The 18,355-nt window shown below is 36.5% G+C and carries 12 protein-coding genes; all 12 read left to right on the top strand.

Annotated features, from left to right (window positions below; translation table 11 throughout):
* Positions 1-58 precede the first annotated feature (58 nt).
* On the top strand, positions 59-697 hold the full coding sequence (locus SMIDD26_RS00535; RefSeq protein ID WP_001286139.1) for an L-fuculose-phosphate aldolase: 639 nt from the start codon (positions 59-61) through the stop codon (positions 695-697).
* 11 nt (positions 698-708) lie between these two features.
* The gene (locus SMIDD26_RS00540) at positions 709-1,149 is read left to right on the top strand and encodes an RbsD/FucU family protein (RefSeq protein ID WP_061438596.1); all 441 of its coding nucleotides are present in this window, start codon (positions 709-711) and stop codon (positions 1,147-1,149) included.
* Positions 1,142-1,573 carry a PTS sugar transporter subunit IIA gene (locus SMIDD26_RS00545; RefSeq protein ID WP_061372632.1) on the top strand — a complete coding sequence of 144 codons (432 nt, stop codon included), beginning with the start codon at positions 1,142-1,144 and terminating at the stop codon, positions 1,571-1,573. The genes SMIDD26_RS00540 and SMIDD26_RS00545 overlap by 8 nt, the downstream gene beginning before the upstream one ends.
* Positions 1,564-2,034, top strand: a complete 471-nt coding sequence (locus SMIDD26_RS00550) for a PTS sugar transporter subunit IIB (RefSeq protein ID WP_000020992.1) — start codon at positions 1,564-1,566, stop codon at positions 2,032-2,034. The genes SMIDD26_RS00545 and SMIDD26_RS00550 overlap by 10 nt, the downstream gene beginning before the upstream one ends.
* 24 nt (positions 2,035-2,058) lie before the next feature.
* A complete protein-coding gene (locus SMIDD26_RS00555) occupies positions 2,059-2,832 on the top strand; it encodes a PTS mannose/fructose/sorbose/N-acetylgalactosamine transporter subunit IIC (protein ID WP_000899622.1) in 774 nt (257 codons plus the stop codon).
* Positions 2,829-3,629 (top strand): PTS system mannose/fructose/sorbose family transporter subunit IID, encoded by an 801-nt coding sequence (locus SMIDD26_RS00560; protein WP_000981723.1) that lies wholly within the window; start codon positions 2,829-2,831, stop codon positions 3,627-3,629. The genes SMIDD26_RS00555 and SMIDD26_RS00560 overlap by 4 nt, the downstream gene beginning before the upstream one ends.
* A gap of 58 nt (positions 3,630-3,687) precedes the next feature.
* A complete protein-coding gene (locus SMIDD26_RS00565; protein ID WP_061438597.1) occupies positions 3,688-5,982 on the top strand; it encodes a glycoside hydrolase family 95 protein in 2,295 nt (764 codons plus the stop codon).
* 9 nt (positions 5,983-5,991) lie between these two features.
* On the top strand, positions 5,992-9,108 hold the full coding sequence (locus SMIDD26_RS00570) for a glycoside hydrolase family 98 domain-containing protein (protein WP_061438598.1): 3,117 nt from the start codon (positions 5,992-5,994) through the stop codon (positions 9,106-9,108).
* An 82-nt stretch (positions 9,109-9,190) separates the two neighbouring features.
* Positions 9,191-10,957 carry an L-fucose isomerase gene (locus tag SMIDD26_RS00575; RefSeq protein WP_061438599.1) on the top strand — a complete coding sequence of 589 codons (1,767 nt, stop codon included), beginning with the start codon at positions 9,191-9,193 and terminating at the stop codon, positions 10,955-10,957.
* A gap of 145 nt (positions 10,958-11,102) precedes the next feature.
* Positions 11,103-12,254: an iron-containing alcohol dehydrogenase gene (locus tag SMIDD26_RS00580; RefSeq protein ID WP_050104212.1), complete on the top strand. Its 1,152-nt coding sequence runs from the start codon at positions 11,103-11,105 to the stop codon at positions 12,252-12,254.
* Positions 12,255-12,398: 144 nt separating this feature from the next.
* Positions 12,399-13,283, top strand: a complete 885-nt coding sequence (locus tag SMIDD26_RS00585) for an SPFH domain-containing protein (RefSeq protein WP_050104214.1) — start codon at positions 12,399-12,401, stop codon at positions 13,281-13,283.
* Positions 13,284-13,591: 308 nt separating this feature from the next.
* Positions 13,592-18,355, top strand: a 4,764-nt coding sequence (locus SMIDD26_RS11140) for a ZmpA/ZmpB/ZmpC family metallo-endopeptidase (RefSeq protein WP_134990094.1), incomplete at its 3' end; no start/stop codon positions are given.

The raw sequence follows: 18,355 nt of genomic DNA on the forward strand, positions 1-18,355 counted from the left end.
GAGGGGAATAATTGGTGAATTGAAAAATCTTTAGTGTTTTGATATAAGGAGGACAAGAATGTCAGATGTAAAACAAGAATTAATTAAATATGGTAAGAAGCTAGTAGAAACAGATTTGACGAAAGGAACAGGTGGAAATCTCAGTGTTTTCGATCGTGAAAAACAATTAATGGCAATTACTCCGTCGGGTATTGATTTCTTTGAAATCAAAGAATCCGATATTGTAGTGATGGACATTAATGGAAATGTTGTAGAGGGAGAACGCTTGCCATCTAGCGAGTGGTATATGCATTTGATTCAATATCAAACTCGTGATGATATCGATGCAATTATCCATGCTCATACAACTTATGCAACAGTATTAGCTTGTCTCAGAGAACCACTTCCGGCGAGTCATTATATGATTGCAGTGGCAGGGAAAGATGTTCGGGTAGCTGAGTATGCAACATATGGTACGAAAGAATTAGCTGTGAATGCAGCTAAAGCAATGGAAGGTCGTAGAGCAGTTTTACTAGCGAATCATGGAATTTTAGCAGGTGCACAAAATTTATTGAATGCATTTAATATTGTTGAAGAAGTTGAATATTGTGCAAAAATTTATTGTTTAGCTAAGAATTTTGGAGAGCCAGTAGTTCTTCCTGATGAGGAGATGGATTTAATGGCAGAAAAATTTAAAACATACGGTCAGAGAAAATAGGGAGGATATTAATGTTAAAACATATACCGAAGAATATTTCTCCAGATTTATTGAAGACTTTAATGGAAATGGGACATGGAGATGAAATAGTATTAGCTGACGCGAACTATCCTTCTGCCTCATGTGCGAATAAGTTAATTCGTTGTGATGGTGTAAATATTCCCGAATTATTAGATTCTATTCTGTGTTTAATGCCATTAGATAGTTACGTTGATAGTTCAATTCAGTTTATGAACGTTGTTTCGGGGGATGATATTCCTAAGATATGGGGTACCTATAGACAGATGATTGAAGGTCATGGTACAGATCTTAAAACGATTACTTATCTTAGAAGAGAAGATTTTTATGAACGTAGTAAGAAAGCTTATGCTATTGTTGCTACAGGAGAAACTTCACTTTATGCTAATATTATCCTTAAGAAAGGAGTAGTTGTTGAAAGAGAAAATGTTTAATAGAGGAATTTTAGTTGCCAGTCATGGTGATTTTGCTAGCGGAGCTCTCATGACAGCAGAAATGTTTGTTGGTGAGACAACAAATGATAGAGTTAGAACATTAGGTTTGATGCCTGGAGAGAATATTGTAGAGTTTGAGCATTATTTTAAAAATCAAGTGGATGAACTGTTAGACTCAAATCAAGAGGTTATCGTTTTGACTGACTTGATTGGAGGAAGTCCTAATAATGTGGCTTTGTCACAGTTTTTAAATTTGGATTCAGTTGATATTGTAACAGGTTTTAATATTCCACTCCTAGTGGAATTAATATCAAGTTATGATTCAAAAATCAATTTAGAAGAAATTATTCACAATGCTCAAAATAGTTTGTTTAATGTTAAACAACAACTTAACGTAGAGGAGGAAGAGGATTTATGTCTATAGAGTTTGTTCGTATTGATGACCGTCTGGTACATGGTCAAGTTGTCACTACGTGGCTAAAAAAGTATGATATTGAGCAAGTTATCATTGTTAATGATCGCATCTCAGAAGATAAAACACGACAATCTATTTTAAAGATTTCTGCACCGGTAGGTTTAAAAATTGTTTTCTTTAGTGTAAAACGGTTTGTGGAAGTTTTAAACTCTGTGCCAATAAAAAAGAGAACAATGCTGATATATACCAATCCAAAAGATGTGTATGACTCTATTGAAGGAAATTTAAAATTGGAGTACCTCAATGTAGGACAGATGAGTAAAACGGAGGAAAATGAAAAGGTAACTGGAGGTGTAGCTCTAGGTGAAGAAGACAAATATTATTTTAAGAAAATAGTTGATAAGGGAACGAGAGTTGAAATTCAAATGGTTCCCAATGATAAAGTTACAATGTTGGAAAAATTTTTATAAAAATAATTTAAGGAGGTACAGTATATGCTATTCACACAAGCATTACTGGTGACATTAGTTGGGATTATTGCCACTATTGACTATAATGGACCGTTATTTATGATTCACCGTCCGTTAGTTACAAGTGCAATGGTTGGCTTAGTCTTAGGAGATTTCACCCAAGGTGTTCTTATTGGTTCAGCTCTTGAATTAACTTGGCTTGGTGTAACAGGTATTGGAGGCTACACTCCACCAGATACTATTTCAGGTGCGATTATTGGTACTGCATTTGGTATTTTATCTGGGCAAGGAGAAACTGCTGGTATCGCTATAGCGGTTCCAATTGCAGTTGCTACCCAACAGTTGGATGTTCTTGCAAAAACTTTAGATGTTTATTTTGTGAAAAAAGCTGATAATGATGCTAAAAACGGAGATTACTCAAAGATTGGTTTTTATCATTATTCAAGTTTGGTTTTAATCACGTTGTTTAAAATTGTGCCAATTTTCCTAGCTATTATGCTTGGAGGGGAATATGTGGCAGACTTGTTTGCTAAGGTTCCACCAATCGTTATGCAGGGACTTAACTCTGCAGGTGCTTTACTACCTTCAATTGGTTTTGGTATGCTTTTAAATATGATGCTCAAGAAAAATATGTGGGTATTCTTGTTGATTGGCTTCATTTGTTCTGTGTATGGAGGAATGTCAACCATTGGGATCTCACTAGTTGGTATTGCGGTAGCATACTTCTACGATATGATTGGAAGTAAACCACAAGAAACAACTTCAAATAGTGATGTTGAGGAGGATCTTGATCTATGATGAATAATAAAGTAACTAAAGTTGAACTTAAAAAAGTTTTCAAACGAAGTTTTATGTATGGTTCTTCATGGAACTATGAGAGAATGCAGAACCTTGGTTTTCTATATACAATTCTTCCAGTATTGAAAAAACTATATCCAGACAAAGATTCAGCTTCTCCTGCTATGAAACGTCACCTTGAGTTTTTCAATACTCATCAAACAGCGGCACCATTTATTCTTGGAGTTACTTCCGCTATGGAAGAACAAGAAGGAAATGAAGGTGCAGATTCAATTACTGGTATTAAAGTTGGCTTGATGGGGCCACTGGCTGGTCTAGGAGATAGTTTGTTCTGGCTGACACTAGTTCCTATCTGTTTTAGTATTGGTGCGTCTTATTCTAAAGACGGCGGTGCTTTAGGTATCTTTATTGCCTTAATATTGTTTAATGTTATTAATATTCCTGTTAAATATTTCGGTTTGAAATATGGCTATACTAAGGGTTCTAGTCTTATCCAAGAAAATAATACAAAAGGGACATTGAATCGCGTTACGAGTATGGCAACAGCATTAGGGCTAGTACTAGTAGGTGGTTTGATTCCATCAATGGTTGGTATTAATTTTGGATTAGAATTTAAGCAGGGGGAACTTGTTATTTCTGTTCAAGAAATGATTACAAAATTAATTCCAGGATTTATCCCTATGGCTTTGACTTTATTAATGTGTAAATTAATTAGAAAAGGAAAGAATCCGGTTGTACTAATCTTTAGTGTTATGGCTATTGGAGTTATCCTAGTTGTTTTAGGAATTTTGAAGTAGTAGAAAGTGTGGAGGTGGTATTTGGGATATCACCTCCATTTTGGAAGAGAGGTAAAGAGTGAAATTATGGTATAAGAAAGCTGCCTCAAATTGGAATGAAGCCTTGCCGATTGGGAACGGTCATTTAGGTGGTATGATTTATGGTTCAGCTACAAAAGAATGTATTCAACTAAATGATGAGACTATTTGGTATAGAGGAAAGTCAGATAGAAATAATCCAGACTCACTATTGCATCTTAAAAAAATTCGGGAATATCTGTTAGATGGAGAAATTCAGAAAGCTGAAGAATTGATAAAATTAACAATGTTTGCTACTCCAAGAGATCAAAGCCACTATGAATTACTTGGGGAACTTTACATTGAGCATATAGATATTCAGCCTTCTGCTCTTTCATTGTATGAAAGAGAGCTAGATTTAGATACAGCTATTTCTAATGTTGTGTTTGAGCCTAATAGTTGTAATTTACAAATAAAAAGAGAATATTTTACGAGTTTTAATAAGAATATTTTATGTTGCCGTATAGTGTCATCAGTTCAAAACACATTAAATTTAAACATTAATTTGGGTAGAAATAAACGGTTCAATGATGAAGTATCTAAACTGGATTCAAGTACAATTTTAATGTCGGCCTCTGCTGGAGGTAGAAAAGGTGTTCAGTTTAAAGTAGTATGTCATTCTAAGGTTACGGATGGTGAAGTAAGTGTATTGGGAGAGACAATAGTTATTCGGAATGCTACAGAGGTATTTCTTTATCTTCAATCAATGACGGATTATTGGGGAGACATAGATATTTCTTCTCTTCAAGGAGAATTTAGTAGTATTGATTACTTTACAGAAAAAGATGAACATGTAAAAAAATATCAGGAGCAATTTAATAGAGTTGATTTTAAACTACACTATAGTAAAGATTGTCTGAGCATTCCAACGAATCTACTTCTTGAAAACACTAAAAAGTATAGTAACTACTTGACTAATTTGCTATTTCATTATGGAAGATATCTGTTAATATCGTCTAGTCAGCCGAATGGTTTACCTGCCAATCTTCAAGGAATATGGTGTGATGAATTAAATCCAATTTGGGGTTCTAAATATACAATTAATATTAATACTCAAATGAATTATTGGATGGTAGGGCCATGTGATCTACCAGAAGTAGAATATCCATTATTTGATATGCTCGAAAGAATGAGAGAACCGGGAAGACTAACCGCTACGAAAATGTATGGAGCTAGAGGTTTTACAGCACATCATAATACGGATGGTTTTGGCGATACGGCTCCCCAATCTCATGCTATGGGCGCTGCAATTTGGGTATTAACTATTCCGTGGTTATGTACTCATATTTGGGAACACTATTTATATTTTCAAGATGAGCGTATTCTTACGGAACATTTTGAAATGATAAAAGAAGCATTTCTTTTCTTTGAAGATTATTTATTTGAGGTGGACGGCTACTTGATGACAGGTCCAAGTGTTTCACCGGAAAATAAATATCGTTTAAAAAATGGTACGGAAGGAAATGCTTGCCTATCATCTACAATTGATAATCAAATTCTAAGATATTTTTGTGACTCATGCATTGGAATTGCAAAACAATTAGGAGACAATTCGGATTTTATTAGTCGTGTGAAGGAGTTAAAAAAGAAACTACCTAAAACAAAAATAGGTAGTAATGGGCAAATCCAAGAATGGTTAGAAGATTATGAAGAAGTAGAGCCTGGGCATAGACACATTTCACCTCTATTTGGGCTTTATCCTTATAATGAGATTGATATTCATAAAACTCCGGAATTAGCAGAAGCAGCTAAAATTACTATCAATAGGAGATTATCAAACGCTAACTTTTTATCTTCACAGGATAGGGAGCAAGCGATTAATAATTGGTTAGTAAGTGGTTTGCATGCTAGTACACAAACAGGTTGGAGCGCTGCATGGCTGATTCATTTTTTTGCGAGACTATATCAAGGAGAACCTGCTTATAACCAGATTAATGGTTTGTTAAATAATGCGACTCTTGGCAATTTATTTCTTGACCATCCACCATTTCAAATTGATGGTAATTTAGGTTTGGTGAGTGGAATTTGTGAATTATTAGTACAGAGCCATCATAATTGGTTATCACTAATTCCAGCTTTACCTTCTGCTTGGTCAGAAGGAGAAGTGAAAGGTTTCAGAGTAAGAGGAGGATATAAGGTATCGTTTGCTTGGAAAAATGGGGATATAACATTCCTAAAGTTGGAAGGAGGAAATAAAGATCAAAAAGTAAGAGTAAGAATATATGGCAAAAATACTGATGTACAAAACATTGAATTAGTATTTAATTCAGAAAAAATTATTGAGTTAAATTTTTAGGTATAAGTCATGAATAAAGAAAAAATAAAAAGAAAATTAATCACAATACTGTTTGTATGTATTGGGATGTTATGTTTTGGATTGTTAGCAGGAGTTAAGGCTGATAATCGTGTTCAAATGCGAACGACGATTAACAATGAATCACCATTGTTGCTTTCTCCGTTGTATGGCAATGATAATGGTAACGGATTATGGTGGGGGAACACATTGAAGGGAGCATGGGAAGCGATTCCTGAAGATGTAAAACCATATGCAGCGATTGAACTTCATCCTGCAAAAGTCTGTAAACCAACAAGTTGTATTCCACGAGATACAAAAGAATTGAGAGAATGGTATGTCAAGATGTTGGAGGAAGCTCAAAGTCTAAACATTCCAGTTTTCTTGGTTATTATGTCAGCTGGAGAGCGTAATACAGTTCCTCCAGAGTGGTTAGATGAACAATTCCAAAAGTATAGTGTATTAAAAGGTGTTTTAAATATTGAGAATTATTGGATTTACAATAATCAGTTAGCTCCGCATAGTGCGAAATATTTGGAAGTTTGTGCTAAATATGGAGCGCATTTTATCTGGCACGATCATGAAAAATGGTTCTGGGAAACTATTATGAATGATTCGACATTCTTTGAAGCGAGTCAAAAATATCATAAAAATTTGGTGTTGGCAACTAAAAATACGCCAATAAGAGATGATGCGGGTACAGATTCTATCGTTAGTGGATTTTGGTTGAGTGGCTTATGTGATAACTGGGGCTCATCAACAGATACATGGAAATGGTGGGAAAAACATTATACAAACACATTTGAAACTGGAAGAGCTAGGGATATGAGATCCTATGCATCGGAACCAGAATCAATGATTGCTATGGAAATGATGAATGTATATACTGGGGGAGGTACAGTTTATAATTTCGAATGTGCTGCGTATACATTTATGACAAATGATGTACCAACTCCAGCATTTACTAAAGGTATTATTCCTTTCTTTAGACATGCTATACAAAATCCAGCTCCAAGTAAGGAAGAAGTTATAAATAGAACAAAAGCTGTATTTTGGAATGGAGAAGGTAGGATTAGTTCATTAAACGGATTTTATCAAGGACTTTATTCGAATGATGAAACAATGCCTTTATATAATAATGGGAGATATCATATTCTTCCTGTAATACATGAGAAAATTGATAGGGAAAAGATTTCATCTATATTCCATAATGCAAAAATTTTGACTAAAAATAGTGAGGAATTGTCTAGTAAAGTCAACTATTTAAACTCGCTTTATCCAAAACTTTATGAAGGAGATGGGTATGCTCAGCGTGTAGGTAATTCTTGGTATATTTATAATAGTAATGCTAACATTAATAAAAATCAGCAAGTACTGTTGCCTATGTATACTAATAATACAAAGTCGTTATCGTTAGATTTGACGCCACATACTTACGCTGTTGTTAAAGAAAGTCCAAATAATTTACATATTTTATTGAATAATTACAGGACAGATAAGACAGCTATGTGGGCATTATCAGGAAATTTTGATGCATCAAAAAGTTGGAAGAAAGAAGAACTAGAGTTAGCGAACTGGATAAGCAAAAATTATTCCATCAATCCTGTAGATAATGACTTTAGGACAACAATACTTACATTAAAAGGGCATACTGGTCATAAACCTCAGATAAATATAAGTGGCGATAAAAATCATTATACTTATACAGAAAATTGGGATGAGAATACCCATGTTTATACCATCGCGGTTAATCATAATGGAATGGTAGAGATGTCTATAGATACTGAGGGAACGGGACCAGTTTCTTTCCCAACACCAGAGAAATTTAATGATGGTAATTTGAATATAGCATATGCAAAACCGACAACACAAAGTTCTGTAGATTACAATGGAGACTCTAATAGGGCTGTGGATGGTAACAGGAATGGTAATTTTAACTCTGGTTCGGTAACACACACTAAGGCAGATAATCCCTCTTGGTGGGAAGTCGATTTGAAAAAAATGGATAAAGTTGGGCTTGTTAAAATTTATAATCGCACAGATGCTGAGACTCAACGACTATCTAATTTTGATGTGATTCTATATGACGATAATAGAACAGAAGTTGCTAAGAAACATGTTAATAGTTTGTCGGGTGAATCTGTTAGTCTAGATTTCAAAGAAAAAGGAGCAAGGTATATTAAAGTTAAATTACTAACGAGTGGTGTGCCTTTGAGTTTAGCAGAAGTAGAGATTTTTAGAGAATCAGATGGTAAGCAATCTGAAGAGGATATAGATAAAATAACAGAAGATAAAGTAGTCTCTACAAATAAGGTAGCTACTCAAAGTTCAACCAATTATGAGGGTGTAGCTGCTTTAGCAGTTGATGGTAATAAAGATGGAGATTACGGACACCATTCGGTGACTCATACTAAGGCAGATTCTAATGCTTGGTGGCAGGTCGATCTGGGAGAAGAGTTTACGGTTTCTAAAGTTGATATTTATAATAGAACAGATGCCGAACCTCAGCGTTTATCTAATTTTGATGTTATTTTTCTATCTTCATCAGGAGAAGAAGTTTTTAGAAGACATTTTGATAAAGTAGTTGATGGTTTGTTATCTTTAAAAGTACCTTCTGTAGGGGCTAAGCTAGTCAAAATAGAATTAAAATCAGCAGCTACTCCGTTAAGTTTAGCGGAAGTTGAAGTCTATGGTTCAAAGAGAACACCGAAGAAACTTTCTAATATTGCATTAACAAAAGAAACTAGACAAAGTTCAACGGATTACAATGGTTTTTCTCGTCTAGCAGTTGATGGTAATAAAGATGGAGATTACGGACATCATTCAGTGACTCATACCAAAGGAGATTCTCCTTCATGGTGGGAGATAGATTTAGCACAAACCGAAGAATTAGAAAAGTTAATTATTTATAATAGAACAGATGCTGAAATTCAGAGGTTATCAAATTTTGATATTATTATATATGATTCAAATGATCATGAAGTTTTTACACAACATATTGACAGTTTAGAAAGCAATAATCTATCCATAGACTTAAAAGGACTGAAGGGAAAAAAGGTTAGAATTTCTTTGAGAAACGTAGGAATTCCTTTAAGTTTGGCAGAGGTAGAGGTTTATACTTATAAGTAATTTTAAAAATTATTATCCAGGCTACCGTAAATATAATGGCGATGGTAGTATGAAAGAAACAGAAAAATAAGAGGAAAATATTATGATCCAACATCCACGTATTGGTATTCGTCCGACTATTGATGGTCGTCGTCAAGGTGTACGCGAATCACTTGAAGTACAAACAATGAACATGGCTAAAAGTGTGGCAGATTTGATTTCAAGCACATTGAAATATCCAGATGGGGAACCTGTGGAATGCGTGATTTCTCCATCTACTATTGGTCGTGTTCCAGAGGCTGCAGCTTCCCATGAATTGTTCAAAAAATCAAATGTTTGTGCAACAATTACAGTCACACCATGCTGGTGTTATGGTAGTGAAACTATGGATATGTCTCCAGATATTCCTCATGCTATTTGGGGATTTAATGGGACAGAACGCCCAGGAGCTGTCTATCTTGCAGCTGTTCTAGCTTCACATGCTCAAAAAGGGATTCCAGCCTTTGGGATTTATGGAAGAGATGTTCAGGAAGCTAATGATACAGATATTCCAGAAGATGTCAAAGAAAAACTTTTACGTTATGCGCGTGCAGCTCTTGCAACTGGCTTGATGCGAGATACTGCTTACCTATCAATGGGTAGTGTTTCGATGGGAATTGGTGGTTCTATTGTGAATCCAGATTTCTTCCAAGAATACCTAGGAATGAGAAATGAATCGGTAGATATGACGGAGTTCACGCGTCGTATTGACCGTGGTATTTATGACCCAGAAGAGTTTGAACGTGCTATGGTTTGGGTAAAAGAACATATCAAAGAAGGAGTTGATCGAAATCGTGAGGATTTGATTCTTTCTAAAGAAGAGAAAGAAAAACAATGGGAATTTGTGGTAAAAATGTTCATGATTGGTCGAGATCTTATGCAGGGGAATCCTCGTTTAGCAGAGCTTGGTTTTGAGGAAGAAGCAGTTGGTCACCATGCTTTAGTAGCTGGTTTCCAAGGCCAACGTCAGTGGACAGACCATTTTCCAAATGGAGATTTTATGGAAACTTTCCTCAATACTCAGTTTGACTGGAATGGTATTCGAAAACCATTTGTATTTGCGACAGAGAATGATTCACTAAATGGTGTGTCTATGCTCTTTAATTATCTATTAACAAATACTCCACAAATCTTTGCTGATGTGCGTACTTATTGGAGTCCAGAGGCTGTTAAACGTGTAACGGGACATACTTTAGAGGGTCGTGCTGCAGCTGGCTTCTTACATCTAATCAACTCTGGTTCTTGTACATTGGATGGTACAGGTCAAGCTACACGAGATGGCCAACCTGTTATGAAACCATTCTGGGAGTTGGAAGAAAGTGAAGTACAGGCTATGCTTGAAAACACAGACTTTCCGCCAGCAAACCGCGAATACTTCCGTGGAGGAGGATTCTCAACTCGTTTCTTGACGAAGGGGGATATGCCAGTAACAATGGTACGTCTCAATCTTCTAAAAGGGGTTGGTCCAGTGCTACAAATTGCAGAAGGTTACACACTTGAACTTCCTGAAGATGTTCACCATACTTTAGATAATCGTACAGATCCAGGATGGCCAACTACTTGGTTTGCTCCACGTTTGACAGGAAAAGGTGCTTTCAAGTCTGTCTATGACGTCATGAATAATTGGGGGGCTAATCACGGAGCCATAACATATGGACACATTGGTGCAGACTTGATTACCTTGGCTTCTATGTTGAGAATTCCTGTCAATATGCATAATGTACCTGAGGAAGATATCTTTAGACCTAAAAATTGGTCCTTATTTGGAACAGAGAATCTAGAATCAGCAGACTATCGTGCATGTCAGTTGTTGGGACCACTACATAAATAAAACTTGTTTAAATAGGAGGTGAGCTTGCGTCCCTCCTATCCTTTTAAAAAAATTTGTTAAACAATTCACAAATAATTGAAAACGAATACAAAAAGTAATATAATGATGTTAAATAGATAGCGCAAAGGCGCAGGAGGAAAATTATATGGCTACATTTTATGTTCCGGCAGTCAACCTTATTGGTAAAGGTGTTGTAAATGAAGTAGGTCCTTATATCAAGGAACTTGGCTATAAAAAGGCACTTTTGGTGACAGATAAGTTTATCGAAGGAAGTGACATTTTGCCTAAGGTTTTAAAACCGCTAGATACAGAAGGAATCGAATATGTCATCTTTAGCGATGTAGAACCAAACCCTACTTGTAAGAATGTCACAGATGGGGTAGCTGCTTTGCAAGAACATGGCTGTGACTTTATCATCAGTCTTGGTGGTGGGTCTCCACAGGATGCAGCTAGTTGTATCTCTATCATAGCTACAAATGGTGGAAAACCACAGGATTATGAAGGGCTTCATAAGTCTGCTAAAAAAGGCTTGCCAGTTGTGGCTATCAATACAACCGCAGGAACTTCTGCAGAGATTACTATTAACTACGTGATTACTGATGAAGAACGCAAGGTTAAGATGGTAATGGTTGACAAGAATAGCCTTGCTCTTATCTCTGTTAATGACCCTGAATTGATGATTTCAAAACCTCAAGCTTTGACTGCAGCGACAGGTATGGATGCTCTGACTCACGCTGTTGAAGCTTTGGTAACACCTGGTGCTTATGATGTGACCAAGAAATTATCTATCGGAGCAATTGAGCTTATCAAGGAATATCTTCCTCGTGCCGTAGCAAATGGACACGATATTGAAGCGCGTGAAGGTATGGTCAATGCTATTTTCCTTGGTGGTATGAGCTTTAATAATGCTGGTCTTGGTTATGTTCACTCAATGGCTCACCAACTAGGTGCAGTATATAATTTGCCACATGGTGTTTGCTGTGCTATGTTGCTACCAGTTATAGAACGTGAAAATGCTAAACGTGTACCAGAAGCTTTTCGCAATGTTGCTAAAGCCTTGGGCCTTCATGTAGAAGGTAAATCAGATCAAGAATGTGCCGATTATGCAATTGCTGAGATTGAGAAGCTTTCTGAGACAGTAGGTATTCCTAAGAAATTGACTGAACTTGGTATTGAAGAAAAAGATTTCGACTTTGAATACCTTTCTAAGAATGCCTTGATTGATGCCTGCGCGCCAGGAAATCCATTTATGCCAACCCTAGAAGAAACGATTGCCTTTTATAAAGAGTTATTTTAGCAAGAGATTAGACGATAATAGGACAATTTACCTCTAATTATTGACATTTCAGGAAAAATCGCAGTAAAAACGGTACAGCCTTCTTTAAATGTGCTATAATACTAGAAAAATACTTGTGGAGGTTCCATTATGGCAATATTTTTCATGATTTTTCTGATTGTTTGTGTGCTCCTATTGCTGATAGTCACACTGAGTACAGTTTATGTGGTTCGTCAGCAGTCGGTGGCGATTATTGAACGCTTTGGGAAATACCAAAAGGTTGCCAATAGCGGTATTCATATTCGTTTGCCTTTTGGGATTGACTCGATTGCAGCACGCATTCAGTTGCGTTTGCTGCAAAGTGATATTGTGGTTGAGACTAAGACCAAGGACAATGTGTTCGTTATGATGAATGTAGCGACTCAGTACCGTGTCAATGAGCAGAGCGTGACAGATGCTTACTATAAACTCATGCGTCCAGAATCTCAGATTAAATCTTATATCGAAGACGCCCTTCGCTCTTCTGTTCCAAAATTAACCTTGGATGAATTGTTTGAGAAAAAAGACGAGATTGCCCTTGAGGTTCAGCACCAAGTAGCGGAAGAAATGACAACTTACGGTTACATTATCGTGAAAACCTTGATTACCAAGGTCGAACCGGATGCAGAAGTCAAGCAATCCATGAATGAAATCAATGCGGCGCAACGTAAACGGGTCGCAGCGCAGGAATTGGCGGAAGCCGATAAGATTAAAATCGTCACTGCAGCTGAAGCCGAAGCAGAAAAAGACCGCCTTCATGGTGTGGGGATTGCTCAACAACGTAAAGCGATTGTGGATGGATTGGCAGAGTCTATCACCGAACTCAAGGAAGCCAATGTTGGTATGACAGAAGAACAAATCATGTCCATTCTTTTGACCAACCAGTATTTGGATACCTTGAATACCTTTGCTTCTAAAGGAAATCAAACTATCTTTTTACCAAATACGCCAAATGGTGTGGATGATATCCGTACACAAATCTTGTCAGCTCTCCGCGCTGAGAAGAAATAATAGACTAATACTCTTCGAAAATCAAATTCAAACCACGTCAGCGTCGCCTTGCCGTACTCAAGTACAGCCTGCGGCTAGTTTCCTAGTTTGCTCTTTGATTTTCATTGAGTACAAAGAGCTTGGCAACAGGCTCTTTTTGTATTACGTTTGTTAAGAAAAGCAAAGAACATTGATATACATTTAACTAAAAATTATTGTATGTTGTTGCCCTTAACTTGGAATGATAAGGGAATAACTAGAAAGATTTGTAAATATAGACTATTTCTGATATACTAAATATACAGTAATAATGAATGATGGGAGATGGGATGAAAGAATTTCAATTTGAGAGAAAGCAGCGTTTTTCTTTGAGGAAATATGCAATAGGAGCTTGCTCGGTCTTGCTAGGAATGAGTTTATTTTTTGCTGGTATGGGTGCTCAACCTGTACAGGCTACAGAAACGAGTTCAACACTAATTTCAAGTCATTATTTGGATGAGCAGGATTTATCTGAAAAGCTGAAATCTGAGTTGCAATGGTTTGAAGAAAATAAAATTGAGGTAAAAGAGGGAAAAGAATACTATTTTGTCTATCGAAAATTGGCTACAAGATTACCAGAAACAGGTCTGTTTTCTAATGATGGGATGTTTATCTTGGGGGCAGGATTATTATTGCTTTCCTTCACTTTAATCAAGAGAAAAAAGGGAGTGTCTTACTTCCTTGTGAGCGTCTTTGCTGTTGGTGGATGGGGAGTATCCATCTCTGCTATTGAAAATCTGGTAGAATTGCAACCAGCCCTTGTTAAGAGAGTAGAAGGTCAGTTTTTACCAAGTCCTGAAAGAGTCCAAGGATATGAATTTACGGGATATTATTTGGTAAGAGATAGTGCTAGCAAGGAACTTTCTGTTGATAAGGTAGAATCGCCAGCATTATCTCAAAAGGAGGGCAGTTCAGAACCTCAATCTAAGAAGATTGTACCACAGACTGCATCGCATTTTAGCTCGACTGAAGACCTTGTGCAATCTCCTCAACCATCCTACGCAGTTGAGAAAATTGTTGAAGCTCCTGTAAGCAAACAAGCTCCTGATGAAATTGTGCCCATAGGGACTAAGGAGGAAGTTGCAGGAAATCCCCAAGGAGAACAACCGAAAGCAGAAGATAATAGTGATTATAAAACAAGTCCTGAGGAAGGTGTGTTAAATGCCACAGTAGAGAAACCAGAATTGCTAGTCACTACAGAGGAGATTGCTTTCCAAACGATAGAACAAGAAGATGCAACCTTAGCTAAAGGGCAAATTAAAGTTGTTCAAGACGGTGTTGTTGGTGAACGCACCATCTATACGGAAGTCACTATCGTTAATGGGGAAAAATCTAGCAAAGTTATAGAAAATATAATCACAAAAGAACCAGTGAACAAGGTGATTGCAGTTGGGACTAAGGAAGAAGTTGCACCAAAACCAACACAACCTGTAACTCCAGAGCCAGAGGAAGTTAAACCAGTTCAACCTGAAAAAACTCCAATAGTAGAGAATGAAACAGAGACAAAACCAGCTGATGGAATAGGACAACCAACACCAGGAGCCGAAGCAACACCGGGCGAGAAACAAACATCTGACAAACCCGAAGCCGAGCCGAAGCAACCAGATCCAGCAACCTCAGCCATGGAATCAGGGCGAGAGGAAGACCAATCCCCTGCGGAACAAAAGGGTGAGGAGAACCAGCTGGAGAACCCAGTTGAGGGGGTAAAAAATGCTGGTGAATCTGCCCCACAAGAAATCCAAAAACAACCAGAACAAACGCCTCCATCTCCAGAGGTCAACACAAGTCAAGGAAACGAACCAGAACCAACTGTTCAGCCTGACCCCTTAGCTCCTCAAGAACAGTCAGATTCTCAGAAGAAACCAACTGTCTCAAGTCCAGTAACGAAAGAAAAAGTACTGGACTATAAAACAATCTATACAGCATCGCCAGCCTTAAATTACAAAGAGCAACAAGTAGAAGTAGCAGGTGAAAATGGTAAGGAAGTGACAACTACTTCTTACAGTTTTGATGAAAGTACTGGGAAAATAGTAGAAAACACTTCAACAAAGATAGAAAAACATCCAGTAGATAGAGTTGTTAAGGTTGGAAATGTAGAAGAAACAAGATCAACAGTCAAAAGACGCGAACAGTTTGTTGCGGATGAGTCACTTGATAAAGGGGTTAAAGTAGTTAGAGAACAAGGTCAAGATGAAGAAACAACGACTATAAGTGTTTATAAAGTAAATTTGACGACAGGAGAATTAACTGGTCCAGAAGTTTCAACAAAAGTAGCCAAAGCAATGCAAGCGAAAATAACGGCAGTAGGAACTAAGTCTAAGGTTGAAATAAAGGATACTCCGTTTGAAACACGATATGTAGCAGATGAGACGCTAAGTTATAAGGAAAAAGTAGAAACACCAGGTGAAAAAGGGCGTACAGTATCAACTACAAAATACACAGTAAATCAAGAAACAGGAGCTATCTCAGAAGCAACTACAACAGAAAACACTCCAGCTAAAGACAAAATAGTAAAAGTTGGAAATGTGGAAAAGATAGTGTCACCTATAGAAATCACTGAGTTGAGAAAAGATAACCCTGAACTTCCAAAAGGAAAAGAAGAGGTTGAAGATGCAGGTGAGCAAGGGGAAACAACCGTCACTAAAACTTATGAAGTTAATCCGGAGACAGGAGAGTTAACAAATCCAACAGAAAAAACTGAAACAACTAAAGCTATGCGACAAAAAGTAATCTTGGTTGGTACTAAAGAAGACAAACCACATCTATTGCCAGAAAATAGCGAGTTAGAAAATGCGGTGGATGTGACGGAAGCTAGTAGAGAAATGAAGTCTGTAGACTTGTTGACAAATGAGAAGTTAAAAGCGCAGTTAGCTCCATCAGATATAGAAATAAATCGAGATTTCTTCTTAAAACGAAACGAATTACGAAAAACTAATCCAAATATAACAGAGTCTGAAGTAAAAGAAATTCTACGAAAAGAATATCTTGAAAAATTATCGATTAAAGAAACACTCGATGCGACTAAAACAGATTTAGAAGCTAGTTTGAAAAAAGTTGCGGCGCATACCTTGAGTATTTTAGGTGACAATCAACAAAATAGAGAAAAAGTAAAAGGTGATATTGAAGCTAATAAAGAGAAAATATTACTAGGGTTATCCTATATCAATCGTTTTTATAATATTGATTTTGGAGATACCAATATCCGTGATATTCTAGCTTATAATCCAAGCTCGTTCGGTAAAAAAGACCTTACTTCTTTAGATTGGTTAACACACCTTGGGTCTATGAGTTATGATGAATTAAGATTAACCAATAGTCCAAAAACATTTGAGAAATACTTTGGTAAAATTACAGATAAGCCAACATTATTAGATTTCCTAGATTACAATAGAACTACATTCACTAATATGGATGGCGATACGTGGTTGAAGAAAGCGACTAAAGCTATCGTAGTTGAAAAAGCTTCGAAAGAAAAACCTGATGAAAAAGTAGACTTATATACAAAATTAACTACGCCTCCTGAGAAATATGGAGCAGAAGAACTTCAAATAAAAAATAGAAGACAACAAAATGTAGCTACATTATTAGGTTTGGTAAATATTAAAGAACCAAGCGTGTATGCTATAACTAACATAGCGACGGTAACCTACGGAAACATCGGAACGTATATGGATACTTCTTTAGAGAAAACGAATCCAGTTAAGTATAAAGAAGAATTAGAAAAAGTTAAAGCATTGATAGAATTAACTGCGACAAGACAGGCTAATTATGTTGACACTTTATACAGAATAACAAAAGAAGAAAATCGTTCTAAGTTAGTTACAAGTAGAGTAATTGTCGATACGATGAAAAAATACACGACGGATACGTCTGCTAGAATAGCGACAACATGGTCTAAAGAATCAGGATCAACAGCAGATAAAGGGGTTAAAGATTTTATGACACCTCTAGGACTGTATTCACCATCGCAAAATGTAGGTGCAGAAGCCAATGGAGTGGGTGTCCGTTACTTTATAGATAGAGTTCTGGATGATAGAGGTTCAGCGACTTACTCTCACGAAATGACGCATTTATTAGACAGAACAGTACTGTTTAATAATCATGGTCGTCGAGATGGTACAGCGGCAGAGTTTTATGCTAGAGGAATCTTCGAGAATTCATACACACCAGAGACAGATACATATTTCAACTTAAACTTCGTTTACGATGAAAGTAAGAAAAATGGCTTCTACAACAAAACGCCAGATAGATTCAAAACAGCTGCAGATTTGAAATCTTATATGCATGGAAGTTTTGATGTTCTTTATAGTTTAGATTATTTAGAGGCAGAAGCAACAAGGAAGCTTTCAGCAGAAGATAAAACTAAATATTTCAAAAAAATAACACCAATTGCGTCGATAGGACCTAGAGCGAAAGTAACATACACAAATTCAGCGGTTCAAGCTACGCACAAGAGTGAAAAAATCTCAGAAATCACACTGGCAGAAGCGGAAAAACTAACGGATATCAATAGTCTGATTGATAATAATATTTTAGTTAATCGTTATATCATAAATGGATTTTATGCAACAGGTGATGTAAAAGCTAATGGGTATTATTTAGTAGATATGTTTGATACCATTTATGGTGTTAGTCAAAATGACTCTGGTATGAGTGGGGACATCACCTTTAGAAAACAAGCCTTTGAATTGATGGCTGCTTTGGGTTATTATGAAGGATTTGTTCCTTATGTTTCAAATCAATATAAAAACCAAGCTGAAGAAGAAGGTAAACCGCTATCTGATAAATATATTTTCGATAACATTTTGGGAAAATCTTACGCAGCTTTCAAAAAAGAGCAAATAACTGAGCGTGTTGATAAATTAGGTAAGTTAAAACCAATTACTATAAATTATAACGGAAAAGAAGAAGTGATTGATAGTAAAGAAAAATTACAAGAGCTTATGAATAAAGCTGTTAAAGAAGAACTTGCTCAAATAAAAGCAGGAAATACCACGGCTAAAAAGTTTGAGTTTATCGAAACACCCGTTCAAAAACTGAAAAAAGCGATTTAT

The sequence above is a fragment of the Streptococcus mitis genome, assembly GCF_001579035.1.
Lineage (GTDB): Bacteria > Bacillota > Bacilli > Lactobacillales > Streptococcaceae > Streptococcus > Streptococcus mitis_J.

Excerpts from the sequence above, each read along its gene's own strand:
- SMIDD26_RS00585 (WP_050104214.1), top strand. The coding sequence starts at position 12,399 with ATGATTTTTCTGATTGTTTGTGTGCTCCTATTGCTGATAGTCACACTG.
- SMIDD26_RS00560 (WP_000981723.1), top strand. The coding sequence starts at position 2,829 with ATGATGAATAATAAAGTAACTAAAGTTGAACTTAAAAAAGTTTTCAAA.
- SMIDD26_RS00540 (WP_061438596.1), top strand. The coding sequence starts at position 709 with ATGTTAAAACATATACCGAAGAATATTTCTCCAGATTTATTGAAGACT.
- SMIDD26_RS00575 (WP_061438599.1), top strand. The coding sequence starts at position 9,191 with ATGATCCAACATCCACGTATTGGTATTCGTCCGACTATTGATGGTCGT.
- SMIDD26_RS00580 (WP_050104212.1), top strand. The coding sequence starts at position 11,103 with ATGGCTACATTTTATGTTCCGGCAGTCAACCTTATTGGTAAAGGTGTT.
- SMIDD26_RS00535 (WP_001286139.1), top strand. The coding sequence starts at position 59 with ATGTCAGATGTAAAACAAGAATTAATTAAATATGGTAAGAAGCTAGTA.
- SMIDD26_RS00545 (WP_061372632.1), top strand. The coding sequence starts at position 1,142 with ATGTTTAATAGAGGAATTTTAGTTGCCAGTCATGGTGATTTTGCTAGC.
- SMIDD26_RS00550 (WP_000020992.1), top strand. The coding sequence starts at position 1,564 with ATGTCTATAGAGTTTGTTCGTATTGATGACCGTCTGGTACATGGTCAA.
- SMIDD26_RS00570 (WP_061438598.1), top strand. The coding sequence starts at position 5,992 with ATGAATAAAGAAAAAATAAAAAGAAAATTAATCACAATACTGTTTGTA.
- SMIDD26_RS00555 (WP_000899622.1), top strand. The coding sequence starts at position 2,059 with ATGCTATTCACACAAGCATTACTGGTGACATTAGTTGGGATTATTGCC.